Annotated in this window: 15 protein-coding genes, 1 pseudogene and 1 riboswitch; of the genes and pseudogenes, 11 read left to right on the forward strand and 5 right to left on the reverse strand. The window is 31.1% G+C overall.

Going from position 1 to position 15,450, the window contains the following annotated elements:
- Positions 1–2: 2 nt before the first annotated feature.
- Positions 3–761, reverse strand: a complete 759-nt coding sequence (locus COJ46_RS18265) for a DUF4397 domain-containing protein (protein WP_097977272.1) — start codon at positions 759–761, stop codon at positions 3–5.
- 232 nt (positions 762–993) lie between these two features.
- A riboswitch (purine riboswitch) is annotated at positions 994–1,096 on the forward strand.
- 32 nt (positions 1,097–1,128) lie between these two features.
- Between COJ46_RS18265 and ade the strand changes: the two genes are divergently transcribed.
- From ade to COJ46_RS18280, 3 genes are all read left to right on the forward strand, one after another.
- The gene (ade, locus tag COJ46_RS18270; protein WP_097977274.1) at positions 1,129–2,850 is read left to right on the forward strand and encodes an adenine deaminase; all 1,722 of its coding nucleotides are present in this window, start codon (positions 1,129–1,131) and stop codon (positions 2,848–2,850) included.
- A 114-nt stretch (positions 2,851–2,964) separates the two neighbouring features.
- Positions 2,965–3,654, forward strand: coding sequence for a Crp/Fnr family transcriptional regulator (locus tag COJ46_RS18275; RefSeq protein ID WP_097977276.1), 690 nt, complete (start codon positions 2,965–2,967; stop codon positions 3,652–3,654).
- Positions 3,655–3,931: 277 nt separating this feature from the next.
- Positions 3,932–4,159 carry a hypothetical protein gene (locus COJ46_RS18280; protein ID WP_097977278.1) on the forward strand — a complete coding sequence of 76 codons (228 nt, stop codon included), beginning with the start codon at positions 3,932–3,934 and terminating at the stop codon, positions 4,157–4,159.
- Between the two features lie 217 nt (positions 4,160–4,376).
- Here the strand turns inward: COJ46_RS18280 and COJ46_RS18285 are convergent, their stop codons facing one another.
- On the reverse strand, positions 4,377–4,601 hold the full coding sequence (locus tag COJ46_RS18285) for a hypothetical protein (RefSeq protein WP_097977280.1): 225 nt from the start codon (positions 4,599–4,601) through the stop codon (positions 4,377–4,379).
- A gap of 193 nt (positions 4,602–4,794) precedes the next feature.
- The gene (locus tag COJ46_RS18290) at positions 4,795–5,025 is read right to left on the reverse strand and encodes a hypothetical protein (protein WP_088010581.1); all 231 of its coding nucleotides are present in this window, start codon (positions 5,023–5,025) and stop codon (positions 4,795–4,797) included.
- Positions 5,026–5,184: 159 nt separating this feature from the next.
- On the opposite strand from COJ46_RS18290, the gene COJ46_RS25265 reads away from it, so the two are divergent.
- From COJ46_RS25265 to COJ46_RS18300, 3 genes are all read left to right on the forward strand, one after another.
- The gene (locus tag COJ46_RS25265; protein ID WP_353615942.1) at positions 5,185–5,337 is read left to right on the forward strand and encodes a putative holin-like toxin; all 153 of its coding nucleotides are present in this window, start codon (positions 5,185–5,187) and stop codon (positions 5,335–5,337) included.
- Between the two features lie 128 nt (positions 5,338–5,465).
- A complete protein-coding gene (locus COJ46_RS18295) occupies positions 5,466–6,827 on the forward strand; it encodes an NAD(P)/FAD-dependent oxidoreductase (RefSeq protein ID WP_097977282.1) in 1,362 nt (453 codons plus the stop codon).
- A 29-nt stretch (positions 6,828–6,856) separates the two neighbouring features.
- Positions 6,857–7,507 carry a histidine phosphatase family protein gene (locus COJ46_RS18300; protein WP_097977283.1) on the forward strand — a complete coding sequence of 217 codons (651 nt, stop codon included), beginning with the start codon at positions 6,857–6,859 and terminating at the stop codon, positions 7,505–7,507.
- 80 nt (positions 7,508–7,587) lie between these two features.
- Here the strand turns inward: COJ46_RS18300 and COJ46_RS18305 are convergent, their stop codons facing one another.
- Positions 7,588–8,547: an LCP family protein gene (locus tag COJ46_RS18305; RefSeq protein WP_176522584.1), complete on the reverse strand. Its 960-nt coding sequence runs from the start codon at positions 8,545–8,547 to the stop codon at positions 7,588–7,590.
- 405 nt (positions 8,548–8,952) lie between these two features.
- Between COJ46_RS18305 and COJ46_RS18310 the strand changes: the two genes are divergently transcribed.
- From COJ46_RS18310 to COJ46_RS18330, 5 genes and pseudogenes are all read left to right on the forward strand, one after another.
- Positions 8,953–10,524, forward strand: coding sequence for an L-lactate permease (locus COJ46_RS18310; RefSeq protein ID WP_097977287.1), 1,572 nt, complete (start codon positions 8,953–8,955; stop codon positions 10,522–10,524).
- 235 nt (positions 10,525–10,759) lie between these two features.
- A complete protein-coding gene (locus tag COJ46_RS18315) occupies positions 10,760–10,888 on the forward strand; it encodes a YjcZ family sporulation protein (RefSeq protein ID WP_088010572.1) in 129 nt (42 codons plus the stop codon).
- Between the two features lie 204 nt (positions 10,889–11,092).
- Positions 11,093–12,097 (forward strand): annotated as a pseudogene (locus COJ46_RS18320) (KamA family radical SAM protein); the annotation flags it as partial.
- Between the two features lie 109 nt (positions 12,098–12,206).
- On the forward strand, positions 12,207–13,793 hold the full coding sequence (locus tag COJ46_RS18325; RefSeq protein WP_286133678.1) for a recombinase family protein: 1,587 nt from the start codon (positions 12,207–12,209) through the stop codon (positions 13,791–13,793).
- 240 nt (positions 13,794–14,033) lie between these two features.
- A complete protein-coding gene (locus COJ46_RS18330) occupies positions 14,034–14,339 on the forward strand; it encodes a hypothetical protein (RefSeq protein WP_097978894.1) in 306 nt (101 codons plus the stop codon).
- Positions 14,340–14,667: 328 nt separating this feature from the next.
- On the opposite strand, the gene COJ46_RS18335 is transcribed toward COJ46_RS18330, so the two are convergent.
- Entirely contained in the window at positions 14,668–15,051 is a 384-nt protein-coding gene (locus COJ46_RS18335) for a hypothetical protein (RefSeq protein ID WP_097978895.1), read from the reverse strand.
- Positions 15,052–15,450 lie beyond the last annotated feature (399 nt).

Below are 15,450 nucleotides of genomic sequence, written 5' to 3' on the forward strand. Positions count from 1 at the left end.
GACTAAAATAATGTAATAACTTCAAATTTGGGGTTCTCTTCAACACACCCTACTGAAATTAAATCATATACTATATTTTCTTTAAACTTTGAATTATAGAGAGGAAATATGATCGTTTTCGTACCTGATAATCTTATTTCCAAATTAACTGTCATAGGCGATATAGGCAGATATTCTGAGGCTATTCGGTATGGGACATTTGGGAAAACAACGTCGCCTTCACCAGCCTTTACTGCAAAATCTAAATTTGGTGAATTAGGAGATAAATTAATAAAACGGATTTTAGCTTCTCCTTGAGGCAAGGAGTGATTATCCATATAAGAATACAGCGAGATTTGATCAAAATTTTGACCAATAGCAATCGTATAATTTTGCTCAGCATGTAAAGATATTTGTTCTAAATGAATTGGTTTTGATTGATCATTCTTTTTAAAAATTTCAACTAAGTGCTCCCCCGAAGGTAAAGTTAAATATTGAGTTGATTCTTTAAAAGTTAAATTCGAAATAAATTTAGTACGATTAATATAAATGTCTAAGCTTATTTTTTTAGGTAAAACATTAAGGAGTCTTATAAAAGCTAAATTTTGCTTTATTATTTTGTCCTGTTTAAAACTTATTGGTGAATTATTATTTATTAGCCTTTGGAACGAATCAAATCGATTAAAATTAACTTGGAACAAATTGTCCTCTTTTTTTGAATAGGATGAAAAATGATTAAAAATATTCGGGTTTATTCGATTTTTTTGTACGACTTTGTTCAAACTACATACCTCCTACGATTACCATCCTACGATCCCTTTAAAATAGTATTCATTAACGAGAATATTATGAATTATTTTATATTTAAAACCCTTAAAATAGTTATTGCTTTTTAGAGTCAAAATTTAATAGAATACTATCAATATAGTTTTTTACAATTAAATAGTAGCTAATTAAGTTCATTCACTTTAAATTAAATGATTCAGTGTGAAGAAAGTCTGAATCACTAAAAAATAAAGAGATTCTTAATACGCTCGTATAATTTTGGAAATTACCGGTCCAAGAGTATCTACCAAGCTGCCGATATAGTTTGACTACGAGAGATATGACATAGCATATTCTCTCCTAAATATTTAGGAGGAAACAAACATGAACTTACATGAAATGAAATCGTCAACAAAAGCTGAAAAGGCTGATTTTTTAATCATAAATGGGAAAATAGTAAATGTTTTTACGAAAGAAATTATAGAGGATTCAATCGCAATTACAAATGGAATAATAGTTGGAATAGGTGATTATGAAGCTAATGTAGTAATAAATGCTGAAGGGAAATATATATCACCAGGCTTTATTGATTCCCACGTTCATATTGAATCATCAATGGTTTTACCTAGTGAATATGCGAGAACTGTACTACCACATGGTGTAACGACTGTTATTTGCGATCCACATGAAATCGCAAATGTTTCTGGAGTGGATGGAATAAAAATGATGTTAGACGCATCAGAAAATATTCCGTTAGACGTTAGAGTTATGTTACCGTCCTGTGTACCTGCAACCTCTTTAGAGCGTGGGGGAGCCATACTCTATGCAGAACATTTGGAGCCTTTTATGACACATTCTAGAGTACTTGGATTAGCTGAAGTAATGGATTATCCTGCAGTTATGTCGATGGAAAAACAAATGATCGATAAATTAAAATTAGCTCACGCTTATCAAAAGCCGATCGATGGTCATTTAGCTGGATTAACTAAAAATGAAATAAACACATATTCATATGCAGGTATTTCAACAGATCATGAATGTACAAATGTTCAGGAAGTAATGGATAGACTTAGAGCAGGGTTATATGTAGCATTTAGAGAAGGATCCGCTGCAAGAAATCTAAAGGATTTATTACCTGCAGTAAATGATCGAAATGCACAGCGAATTATGTATTGCACAGATGATAAACATCTAGACGATATCATGAAAGAAGGTTCGATTGATTTTTGTATTCGAACAGCAATCAAATATGGAGTTGACCCAGTGACGGCCTATTCAATGGCAACATTAAATCCAGCAACATGCTATGGTTTAAAACAAAAGGGTGCAATTGCTCCTGGATATGAAGCAAGCTTTGTATTTTTAAACGATTTAGAATTAGTAGAAATTACGGACGTTTGGTGTAAAAATGAGTTTATCGTTAAAAACAAACAAATAAGTAAACTTATTAAAAATGAAGAGTCAAATTTAATTGATTCAAAAGTAAGCTTAGGAGATCTAAAAATTGAAGATCTTGAATTAAAAACAGACTCTAAAACGCTAGCAAATATAATTGAAATTAATCCGAATAGTATCGTAACAAACCATTTAATTGAAAAATTATCAAGTGAAGATACTCATTTTATTCCAAGTGTCGCCGAAAACTTATGTAAAATAGCAGTAATAGATCGCTATCATTCTGAAAAAGAGATTGGTCTAGGAATTGTTAAAGGGTTAAATTTAATTGACGGAGCAATCGCTACAACCATTGCTCATGATTCACACCAATTAATTGTTGCCGGTATGAATGATCATGATATGTACCTTGCCATTAAAACAATTGAAGAAATGAACGGTGGAATAGTAGTCGTATCATCTGGAAAAGTAATTGCCAAATTATCATTACCGATTGGCGGTTTAATGAGTAATAAATCTGCTGAAGAAGTAGAGGCAGGATTACATCAAATTGAAAAATCCTTACTTCAAATTAGACCAAACAATACATTTAATGCTTTCTTAACTTTAGCATTTCTAGCGCTGCCTGTTATCCCGAGTATAAAACTAACGACTAAAGGTTTATTTAATGTAAATGAATTTAAATTTATTCCGGTTTTTCCTGGTGAATAAATAGAATAAAATGAAGACTCCAAGTACAGGGGTCTTTTTTTGTTATATAAAGGCGATAGGTAAATTCTTGTATTTAACGAAGTAGAAGGAATTTTTTATAGAGGAGTATTTTGAATGTCAGATGTGATTTTTAATCATTTTAAAAGAGAACCACTTTTTAAAGATCTTTCGGATGAAGAGCTTCAATCGATAGTGGATATTTCACATATGAGATTATTTAAAGCAAAATCATTTGTCTTTTTGCAAGGTGAAAAACTTGATCGCGTGTTTTTTATACACTCTGGAAAAATAAAAATATATATAACTGATCTGTCGTGTAGAGAACAAATTGTTTCAGTACCACGAACTGGTGAGATGTTTCCTCATGTTGGTTTATTTCGAAAAGGAACCTTCCCAGCACATGCTGAAGTGCTTAAAACAGCGGAGCTAATTATCACACCAGTCGCGGAATTTGAGCAAAATCTGATTAAGTATCCTGAACTATGTATTAAGTTGTTAAAGTTTCTGGGAGAAAAAATTATTGATCTACAAGCTAGATTAGTTGAACAAACATTACATAATACATATGATCAAGTCATTATGTTATTACCACGACTATGTAAATCAAATGGGGTATGTTTAGATAAAAATCAATTTAAAATAACAACTCATTTTACGAATCGCGAACTTGCTAATATGATTGGTTCATCTAGAGAGACAGTAAATCGTACAATAAATCAATTAAGAAAAAAGGAATTAGTTAAAGTTGATTCAGAAGGTTTTTTTGTTATAAAAATAGAAGAAATGCAAGCGGAACTTAACTAAAGTAGGAGCATGACATGTCATGCTCCTTTATATATTTGTAAACTAGGTCTAATTAATTCCTAACAATACTATTAATACAAATATTTCGGTAAGTAAAGCCAACAATAAAATGACTCAAGAAAAATACTTGAGTCATTTTTACTATATTGAATTTGTAATGAAGATTGGTTAATTTTAAAAATTTTATATTGAAGAATTTTTGAAGATATATTTGTATTAAGGGAAGTATATAAAAGTATTTATGACTACCAATTCCAAAGGGTAAGGAGAGATATAAATGGAAGATAAAATTGATTTTTCAGAAAAGATACATATAGGTGAATTAATTGCTGTTTCTAATGTTTACGGTTTAACTCCATATACGCTTCTTTTAGAGCTTGAAAAAGGAAATATTGAAGTTTTCCTTTCTATAGATGAATTTAACTCAAAATACAGTGACACGACAGATTTGGACTGGTGTCAATTGAATAACGGTAAAGTTTTTTCTAAAAAGATTGAAGAGTAAAACGGTAATTTCTTTTGAATTTTGACGCAGAAATAATTTGCATTACTTTAAATGTTTTTACACCTATGGATTCTGGTTCATCAATCTAACAATCAATCTTAAGTGGTAAAGGTTATAAGAGGTAAAAAGAAGTAATTTGTAAAACATAATTTGATTTGATTGCTTGAGAGACTTATCAATTTTTCATTTGATAGTATTTTAATACTAACTATTTTATTTAACTTCTTTTATTCAATACAATCTCTCCGAACATGGCCAATTGATCATTATTTAAATTATCTCGATCTATATTTGGTAGAACAACTGATATCAGAAAATTAACTTCGCTGTTTAACCGATTGATCTCTTCTAATAAATGAATTTGTATTCCTTTCATCTCGTTGATTACCTCAAGATACAAATCTTCTTTATTACCATTCAATACATTATTTTTATTGCTCATATCAAACACCTCCAAAGAAAATTATTCGTTGCAAATGCTTCAATATCCTTTATGTATTCATAAAAATTAATTTTTACAATCGACTAGATTAATTGAATGTTTTTGAGGGTTTTACAATGTAATAAAATAAAAAAACTCAGCCAATAAATTTAGATTTTGGCATGAGTAGGATTATTTATTAAATACAACTAATTCATTCCCCAATATTATCTTCAAACCACTCTTGTAGCTCTTTTAATGATGTAAAGGAGAAAATTTCTTCTCCGTTTTGACCGTTATCAATACCGGTGTTTCCTCTTAAAGTAATTTGTCCTTCTTCTCCAGAAATTAAGATTGCATAGGGGTGGTTTATGTTTATATACCTTGCATCTAAATCATTATCAATCCAATTCTTACTATTCAAAAATGCTTCGAAATGATCCATTTGTATTCCTCCTATGGTGATATTGTTCCAATTTTTAACAAAAAATAGACCTTAAAAAGTTTGTGGAAGAAATTGGATTAACTGCAGCATCGAAGAACCGTATGTTAATCCTTCTATTTAAAGATAATTTTTTAAAATTAAAATAAAAAAAATAGTTGAATGTATAGGACAAACTTGGTTCCGGGAAGTCTTAAAAGTAAGGAGGCGGTTTTTATTTTTACTTTCGAAGTTTTATCATTAATGATTAGCTTTGGTATGTTTGTGATCGCCATTTTAGAGTTTAAAGATAAGGATAAGAATAAAAATTCTTGAACACGCCAAATAAGGCGTGTTTTTTTTACTAAAGATAATATCTACCAATTATAATTTGGGGATTTCACTTAAGTATAGTAACTATTGTACAATTAGAATAAGTGAAAAAATCAAGAAGGTGAAAAAAGATGTATGATATTACAATTATCGGTTCAGGTGTAAGTAGCATTTTTTTAGCATATACATTAGTACAATCAAATCAAAAAGTATTAATTCTTGAAAAAGGAAAGTCTTTAGAGGAAAGGGCCTGTGCTATAGACAAAGGGGGAATATGCAATTGCGATGTTTGTGGAAAATATTATGGCTTTGCAGGACTTGGTAAATCAGAAGGCAAATTTAACTATTCATGTGATTTTGGTGGAGAATTAGCTCAAAAGGTAGGCAGAGAAAATCTTGAGCAATTAATGAAAGAGGTTGACGATCTATTATGCCTTTTTGGGGGAGGTTCTGTACAAAAATATTCGACTGTAAATGCAAGTTTGGCTAAAAAAGCCGAGGATTGCAATTTACATATGTTAACCACTGAAGTTAGACATCTCGGTACGCGTCTTTCAACAGAAATATTTGAACGACTATATCACGAATTATCTAGTAGGATTGCTATTCGCTTTGAAGTTGATGTTCTAGATATTAAAAAGGAGAACAATCGATTCTATTTGGATACTAACTTAGAAAAATTCGAATCTAAAAATGTAGTATTTGCAACAGGCAGATCCGGAACAGAATGGTTAAATGATCAGTGTGCTTCCCTTGGAGTTAAACAAGGTAGAACTCGTTTAGATTTAGGGATTAGAGTTGAAATGAAAGAACAGCAGCTACGTTCAATTTTACAAGATACATTCGAAACGAAACTCGCTTTTGAATATGATGAATTGATTTCAACTACATATTGTATGAATCCAAAAGGTAGAATCGTTCGAAAGTTTCAAGAAGGATTAGTTATGCCTGATGGACAAAATTTTAAGGAAAAAGAATCAGGAACAACTAATTTAAATTTTACGTTATTCACACCTAAATATTTTCAGTCACTGAATGAAGCAAATCTTTACGCTAAGCAAATTATAGGAAAAATAAATAATGGTTTAGACCGTATCGTCGTACAACGATTCGGTGATTTACTAAATGGTGAGCCTACAACTAATGTCAAGATGGAAAAAAACAGTATAAAGCCGACATTAGATGCCGATTGCGGTGACCTTAAAAATGAAGTTCCTAATTTATATTTGAATATTTTACAAGGATTTTTGAATCAATTGGAAGAATTTATTGGAGAGACAATTGATGAGGATACACTTCTTTACGGAATGGATGGAAAGTTTTATTCACCGATTATAGAAACCAATTCAAACTTTCAAACGAGTATAGAAGGATTATTTGTAATTGGAGATTGCTCTGGAGTTACCCACTCGTTATCACAAGCAGCGGCTAGTGGGATTTATTTAGGTAAGTTTTTGGCAAATAAGGATCAATATTTAACTTGTTTTAACTAGATTTCAAAATTCACATTGTGGGTGATTAGATGAAAAATAGAATTCATTTATATTTAATTAGACATGGTGAAACTTATTTAAATCGTTATAAAAGAATGCAAGGGTGGGCCGACAGTCCATTAACAGAAGAAGGAAAACTAGTAGCCATTGAATGTGGAAATAGATTATCAGATACCCAGTTTGACCGTGTATATACTAGCGATTCTGGTAGAACTGTTGAAACGGCAGAACTAATTTTACAGCAAAACAGTTACGAAATTCCTGTAATTAGAAAAACAAAAGCCTTCCGGGAATCCTTTTTTGGTAGTTTTGAAGGAGAATTCTCAGCAGTTGCCTTAGGTAAAGTTGCAAATGATCACGGTTATTCTTCCTTTAGAGAACTATTAAGAAATCGATCCCTAGAAGATATTACAAATTTTATAAAAGAATCTGATCCATACCATCATGCAGAGAGTTATTCCGAGCTATGGGAGCGAATTGAAAAAGGGCTAAATGAACTAATTATCGAAAATAATAAAAACGATGAGAATGTATTAATTGTCACTCATGGCAATACGATTCGTAATATAGTAAAAAAGTTTTCAGAGGAATTTAATATTGAACTAGAAATAAAAAACGCTAGTATCACAATCTTGGAATACTCATCTGATACTTATAAGGTGATTTCTTTTAATCAATGAAAGTGCAAAAATCAGAAAGATAAAAAATAAACAAAAAAGAGAAGGATAACAACCTTCTCTTTTTTGTGAAGTTCAATATATCATTTATTTTTCAACTTTTTATTACCATTACTATTTTTACTATTTATTACTGGGGCAGGAGCTTTAAAAAATTGCTTAATTGTTTGTCTGTTCTTAGAAAAGTTTAATTTTAGTACTGCCCCTGAATGTTCAACAGTTTCGTTTGTAAAGCCAGCATCAACAGGAATACTCAAGCGATCAATTTTTTCAATTGGTTGAGAAAAGGCAATGGAAGCAAGCGAAAGTATTTCATCTAATTTTAAGTCAGTTGAAACATATTTTGTTGTATCGTCTAATAAAAGAGGTACTCTAGCGATTCCACCAAAAGTATTTAACTTTTCTTTAACGGCACTTACGACTTTTAACAATACTTCTTGCTGTCGTTGAACTCTTCCAAAATCATTATCATGATCATGTCTAAAACGTACGTATTTTAAGAGCTGCTCACCATGTAGTTTATTTTTTCCAGGTTTCATTTTTAAGTTCATATCATTAATGATTGATTGACTAACATTAACTGTTATACCTTCTGGAACAAGTGTATCGACAATCCCGACAAAACCTTTAAAATCGATTATAACCGTATGGTCAATTGGAATCCCGAAATTATTATAAATTGTTTCTTTTAGTAGTTTTTCTCCACCTAAATAATAGGCCTGATTAATTTTTCCGTAACCATACTTATATCCTTTAATTTTAACAAATGAATCCCTTAATATTGAGGCAACTTTTAAAGTTCGGTCTTCAACATTATATTGAACTACTGCAATACTATCTGAACGTGAGTTTTTTTCGCCCCGAGAATCAACTCCAATAACAAGGAAAAATAATGAGTTTTTTAAAAGTTTATTTTTAAAGCTCATTTTTTGCTCACTTAGTGGATTTGATTGGCTTTGGCCAGGATCTGTTGGTTTAATTTGACAACTGGTCAAAAAGAAAACAAGAAAAGAAAGAAGGCATATTCGCAAGAACTTTGACATGAATCTATTACTCCTTCTATATGTTTTTGGTCTATTTATGTATTTTAGTTTATATTTCCCCTCTAATATTTTGAAAATACATAACAAAAAAGGAAAATAGAGATATACCGTATTTTTCCATAAATAGAAATAATTGTTCATTGTTAAGTAATAATACATAGTATAAAATTTACTTTGTTAAATTCTTCACAAATAAAAACGAATAAATTAGGTAAATAGATTAATTTTTTTATCACTTTATGTGAATTGTTTCACAAAACATAGAGGGTTTGAAATAAATATTAATTATTTAATAAGGCAATATTAATGATAATAAAGTTTGTGAAGTTATTTAATAAAATAATTAGGTTGGACACTAGATTTTTATAGGTTAAATCTAAGAACCTAAACAAGGGAGTAAACAAAATGTTAGTAGATAGTTTTAATCCATTTGATAATCTTGCAATTTCAGCACTAGTAGCGGCTGTACCGATTCTATTATTTCTTATATGCTTAACAGTGTTAAAAATGAAAGGTATTTATGCAGCGTTATTAAACCTTGGAATTACGTTTATAATCGTACTAACAATCTTTAAATTACCAATTGGTGAATCAATTGGAAGTGTTACCCAAGGAACCATTCAAGGATTATGGCCAATTGGTTATATCATTGTAATGGCTGTGTGGTTATACAAAATAACCGTAGAATCTGGGAAGTTTGATATTTTACGTAGCAGTATAGTTGGTATTTCGAGCGATCAACGGATTCAGTTTTTATTGATTGGATTTTGTTTTAATGCATTTCTTGAAGGGGCAGCAGGTTTTGGAGTACCGATTGCAATTTGTGCGGTATTATTAGTTTCAGTTGGTTTTAAACCATTACAAGCAGCTATGCTATGTTTAATTGCGAATGGTGCATCTGGTGCGTTTGGAGCAATTGGAATACCAGTGGGAATTATTGACACATTTGGATTACAAGGTGTAACTTCAATGAAAGTTTCAATCATGACTGCACTAACATTACCGATTATTAATTTTACGATTCCATTTCTGTTAATTTGGTTAATCGATGGATTTAAAGGAATTAAAGAAATTTTACCTGCAATTTTAGTAACGTCTATTACTTATACAGTTTCTCAAGCATTAATGACAATTTTTTTAGGTCCAGAGTTAGCAGATATTATTCCTTCATTATTAACTATGGGTGTTTTAGCATTATTTCTTAAAAAATGGCAACCTAAAAATATTTTCTTACTAAATGGGAAAGAGTTTAAAACTGAATCTTATTCAATGGCTGACGTGATTAAAGCATGGTCACCATTTTATTTACTAACAATTTTCGTATTAATTTGGAGCTTAAAATCATTTAAAGGTTTATTCGCTGATGGAGGAGCACTAGCTTCAACTGTAATAAAATTCGTTGTTCCAGGGTCTACAATAAATGTCAGCATTGATCTAATTGGAGCAACAGGTACTGCAATATTTTTAGCAGGATTAGTTACTATTTTCTCTTCTAAATCAATAAATGTAAGTAAAGGTTTATCTCTACTTAAAAAAACAATCTCAGAATTTTGGATACCGATCATCATGATTTGTGCAATTATTAGTATCGCGAAATTGATGACATATGGAGGATTAACAAGTGCTTTAAGTCAAGCTGTTGCACACACTGGAGATGCATTTCCATTCTTATCTCCAATATTAGGATGGATTGGTGTATTTATGACTGGTTCTGTTGTAAATAACAATACTTTATTCGCTCCAATTCAAGTTTCAGCAGGTAATATTTTAGGTACAAATCCTTCGTTATTAGTATCAGCAAATACTGCAGGTGGGGTAATAGCAAAACTAGTTTCACCTCAGTCAATCGCAATCGCAACAGCTGCAGTAGGTGAAACAGGTAATGAATCAAATTTAACTAAGATGACTTTAAAATATAGTTTTGGATTACTAGCATTTGTTTGTATTTGGACATATATATTATCATTTATTTATTAAGTTTTAGAGTCTTGAGAGAATTTTTCTCAAGACTTTTTTTATTCCTTAAAGTTGATTTTTCAAAATTGATTACTCATTCATATACCTATAAGTTTAGCTCTATAAGGTCAAGTTTAGATCCAAAATTCGATTTAATTTTGCACGAAATATGGTCAAATACCTATGTAACAAGGATTGTAAACCTTACATATACTTTATTGTGATTTCTAAAAGTTAAGTGAAGGAGGCAATCTATATGAAGGGTTATTCACCTTACTACGGCGGAGGCTACGGTTGTGGCTGGGGATGCGGCGGAGGATTTGCGTTAATCGTTGTATTGTTTATTTTATTAATTATCATCGGTGCGTCTTTTGTAACTTGCTAAAAACTATTGAGCGTCAGCCACAGATACCGACTAACGATTAGTTAGTCGGTTTATTTCATTTTATACAGAATTCATACTGTTTTTTAAGCTTTTCACTTTTCACCAACTTTTTATTAAGTGCATATAAAGAAGTAGGTATATAACTAGAAACTTTTACTTAATTTAGTAAATTTAAATTGTCCTATTAAACAAGGAGGACCATAAATGAAAAATCAGCTTTATAAACCTCAAAGACATTGGAAAGATATTCCTCTATGGAAAGATGTTACGGATGAACAATGGAACGATTGGTTATGGCAATTAACGAATACAGTCAGAACATTGGATGACTTGAAACAAGTGATTGATTTAACGAAAGATGAAGAAGAAGGGGTAAGGATATCAACGAAAACAATTCCATTAAATATTACGCCATATTATGCTTCTTTAATGAATCCAACTGATTCACGCTGTCCAATTAGAATGCAATCTGTACCAATTAGTAAAGAATTAAATAAAACAAAATATGATTCGGAAGATCCGCTAGGAGAGGATGATGATAGTCCAGTTCCTGGATTAACTCATCGATATCCAGATCGAGTGCTTTTTTTAGTTACAAATCAATGTTCAATGTATTGTCGCTACTGTACAAGACGTCGATTTTCAGGTCAAATTGGTATGGGAGTTCCAAAAAAACAATTAGATGAAGCAATTGCCTATATACGTGAAAATGAAGAAGTAAGAGACGTACTTATTTCAGGTGGAGACGGATTATTAATTAATGATAATATTTTGGAATATATTTTAAAAAATTTAAGAGCAATTGATCATGTGGAAATTATCAGAATTGGCACAAGAGCACCCGTGGTATTCCCACAAAGAATTACTGAAAACTTATGTGAAATATTAAAAAAATACCATCCTGTATGGTTAAACACACACTTCAATACGAGCATTGAAGTTACTGAAGAAGCAAAAAAAGCGTGTGAAATGCTTGCAAATGCTGGCGTTCCAGTTGGGAACCAATCAGTTATTTTAACAGGGATTAATGACAGCGTACCAATTATGAAAAAGTTAATGCATGACTTAGTAAAAATAAGAGTCAGACCATATTATATTTATCAGTGTGATTTATCAGAAGGAATTGGTCATTTTAGAGCACCAGTTGCAAAAGGGTTGGAGATTATTGAGGGGTTACGTGGTCATACTTCGGGTTATGCAGTACCTACTGCATTTTTATAATGCAGTACTTTTTATTTCATTGTATTATTAATTTTATACAAAATTTTGTACGGTTTTAACCTTTTACACAGTAATAATAATTAAGGGGGGATTACTTTTGAATATTTTAGAAAAAAGTAACATTGCTAGCAGCATAAACAACGTTGCTATTTACTTAAGAATATCTCAAGAGAAGAAAGGCGAAAACGCAGATACTTTACTTAACCATAGAACCATGTTAATGGAATATGCAAAGGAATGTGGGTGGGCATATGAATTGTACCAAGAAGTATTGAGCGGTGGAAAATCAGAGCTAAGCGAACGACCCCAACTACAACGCATGTTAAACAATATTGAATTATATGACGGGATATTGGTAGTTGAGTTGAGCCGTTTAAGCCGTAACGGACTGATCAGTGAAAAAGTGTTGCAGACATGTGTTGATTATAATAAGCCAATTATTACAAGAGAACGAATTTACGACTTGGCGAATAGTCAATCTGACGTATTAATGTACCGTTTTGGAAGTTTAATAGCTTCACAAGAACACTCCTTAATAGGTGCACGTAGTAAAAATAATAAGTTATCTATGGTTAAACAAGGTATGCATGTTAGTGGTACTGTACCTTATGGATACAAACGTAATAAGGATACTAAACGGTTAGAAATAGATGAGAAAAGCGCAGATATTATCCGTTACATATATAAGCTACAAAATGAAGGATTAGGTAGCTATCGTATACGAGATATACTTAACGCGGAGGGATATAAAAGTGCAACAGGTAAAGCGTTTAACTTACCAAGTATTAGACGTATCATTCGTAATCCAGCTTATAAGGGGATGGTAGTGTTTAATGATCGTAAGCGAGTTAAGCAGAATGGCAAGTATGTTTATATTAACCTTAATACGATAGAGGTAGAAAATGCACACCCCCCAATTGTTAGCGTATCGGAGTGGGAAAAGGCTAACAGTATTCGTGATGCAAGGGCAGAAACGGCAAAGATTATTAGAGAACGACCTAGCTCTGTTACAGGCGTAACGATTTTAAAAGATTTATGTTATTGCCATAACTGTGGTAGAAAGTTAGTGATTTGTAAAAATAATCGAAATGAAAGTTATTACATTAAAGGGTGCGAGTACTTAATGGAAGATGGTACTAAATGCCCTAATATGGGGATAAACGCTATTTACGTTGAAAAGTTGGTAATGAAGGAAGTAAGTAAGTTAAGAGGAGAAATAGAGCTAGAAATTGAACTCTTACTTAATAATGATACAACTAATTTAACAGCCAATTTAGAAGAACAGTTAATCCATATAAACGGAAAAATAGAAGAGCAAACAAAACAGTTTAATAAATTAATTGAATTAGCCATTAGTGGTGTATTTACTGTTAATGAAATAGCAAGTAAGAAGGAAGCCATAACCGATACAATTGAATCACTTAATGCAGAACGTGAAGAATTGACTGTTAGGCTTGCAAATACTAATACTTCAACAGTAACAGAAAAACTGTCTAATGTTTTATCTGTGTTGGATGATATTGAAAATGGTAATGCAGATCCTATGGAAGTAAATACTCACTTAAAACGGTTTATACGTAAGATATATTATAACCGTATACTAGATTCAGAGTTGAAAAACTTATCACCAAATAACCCTATACGTCGGAACGCACCGTTTACGATTGAATTAGAATACCTTTGATAACATTTGTTAACGAAGGTATTTTTTTGTTGTGATTAAGATGGTTTTCATTTTTCTTTTTGGATAAAAAATAAATAATAGTAAATAAAATATCATTAAAAAGATATTTCCTAGTAAATAGTCGAAACAAGCATTTCATGTTTAAGAAATTTGCTTGTTCTTATTCAACATAATGGCAGTTTAGTTGCATAAGAAATGATATAATAAACGCAAGATTTTGAAGAAATAGAGGTATATTTTATGGGTTTCGATATCCTGCTTTATGGTAAAGACAATACTATTGTTGAGTTTTATGAATTAAATCAATCTTTACATAATGAAATATTCAATGCAAATAAACTTTGGAGAAGCTATCAAGAACTAAGAAAAATGAGTGAGTATTATCGCACTGATGAAGAATATATTGGTTCTTCATTAATTAATTTAATTGAAGATTTAAAAAAATATAAGATGTTTATTTCTAAAAATAAACAAGTGGAGTACCAAGAGTTTATTGATAAAATATCCAATCCACAAATATTTAAAATATCAGTTGGAAGTGATTAAATTGATGCTTTGTTATACAACTAAAGCATGCTTTAGTTGAAGATCACAAACTGCTTAATTGCAATTTATTTATTAAAGTAAATGGTAATTTAGTTGCATAAGGGATTTGCTAACCTTGATAAAGAATATTTTTAATGTTTTATAAAAGTCAAACTATCTACAATAGTAAAACAAATTAAATAACCATAGCCCTTTAGAATACAGGGCTATGGCTGCTTAATAAACACCTTTTTTCTTACTATCTACTTAACAAGGGTAAATCCATTTAACAGATCTTTCTTTATATAAATAACATAGTCATTTAATAAGTCAAAATATAGTTTTTATATTACTCTCTTGCATCAATAACAGTACAACGCATTGCACCTTTTCTTAATGCGCGTTCTGCTTCTTCTAATGAAATTCGTACAAAAACAGCTCGATCCATATCATTTTCCACATCAAAAAGAGCAAAAGCCTGACGGTTCGTTATAAAGATACACTTGAATTCTGCTGTTACGTCATCTTCTCTTGGAGCAGTGTTTCTTATTTCGCAAAAATGAAGTCCTGCATTTTTAAGTCTTTTTGCTGTTTCCATATTAATACGAATGATAACAAATACCTCTAAATCTACTCCAGGAACTTCTGATTCTATTTCAACAACTGCAAAAAAACGGTTTCCTACCCTTAGAAGACAGTTGGCACCTATTTCGAAAATTTCTTCTTCATTCATATATCCACGACCTTTTTTGAAGTTTTATCTATTTCTTATAATTGATGAGAGGAGTAACTAGGTAACTAGTCTCTTTTCATCATATTCATTAGTGGATAGAAGGTTACGGGTAGACAAACTGTGATATTACCCAATTTTATACAAGTTATGATAAGTCCATTGTTTCAATAAATAACTGGCAGGATAGTTCAAGAAGGTAAGGGATAATTGAGTTAAATAACTTTGTTTACTTTTAGGTGCTGGGACGTTAATTTACATAGCAATTCATTAAGTGATATTAAAGAACATCTTTGTGAAAGTGTTCGGGTAATGGCGAATTCTTAAATTAGTTATTCAACTAAAGCATGCATTAGTTACACAACATGATCGGCTGTTTAGCCGATTTTTTTATGTGTGCCC

It is taken from the genome of Bacillus sp. AFS077874 (assembly GCF_002566505.1).
Classification (GTDB): domain Bacteria; phylum Bacillota; class Bacilli; order Bacillales; family Bacillaceae_G; genus Gottfriedia.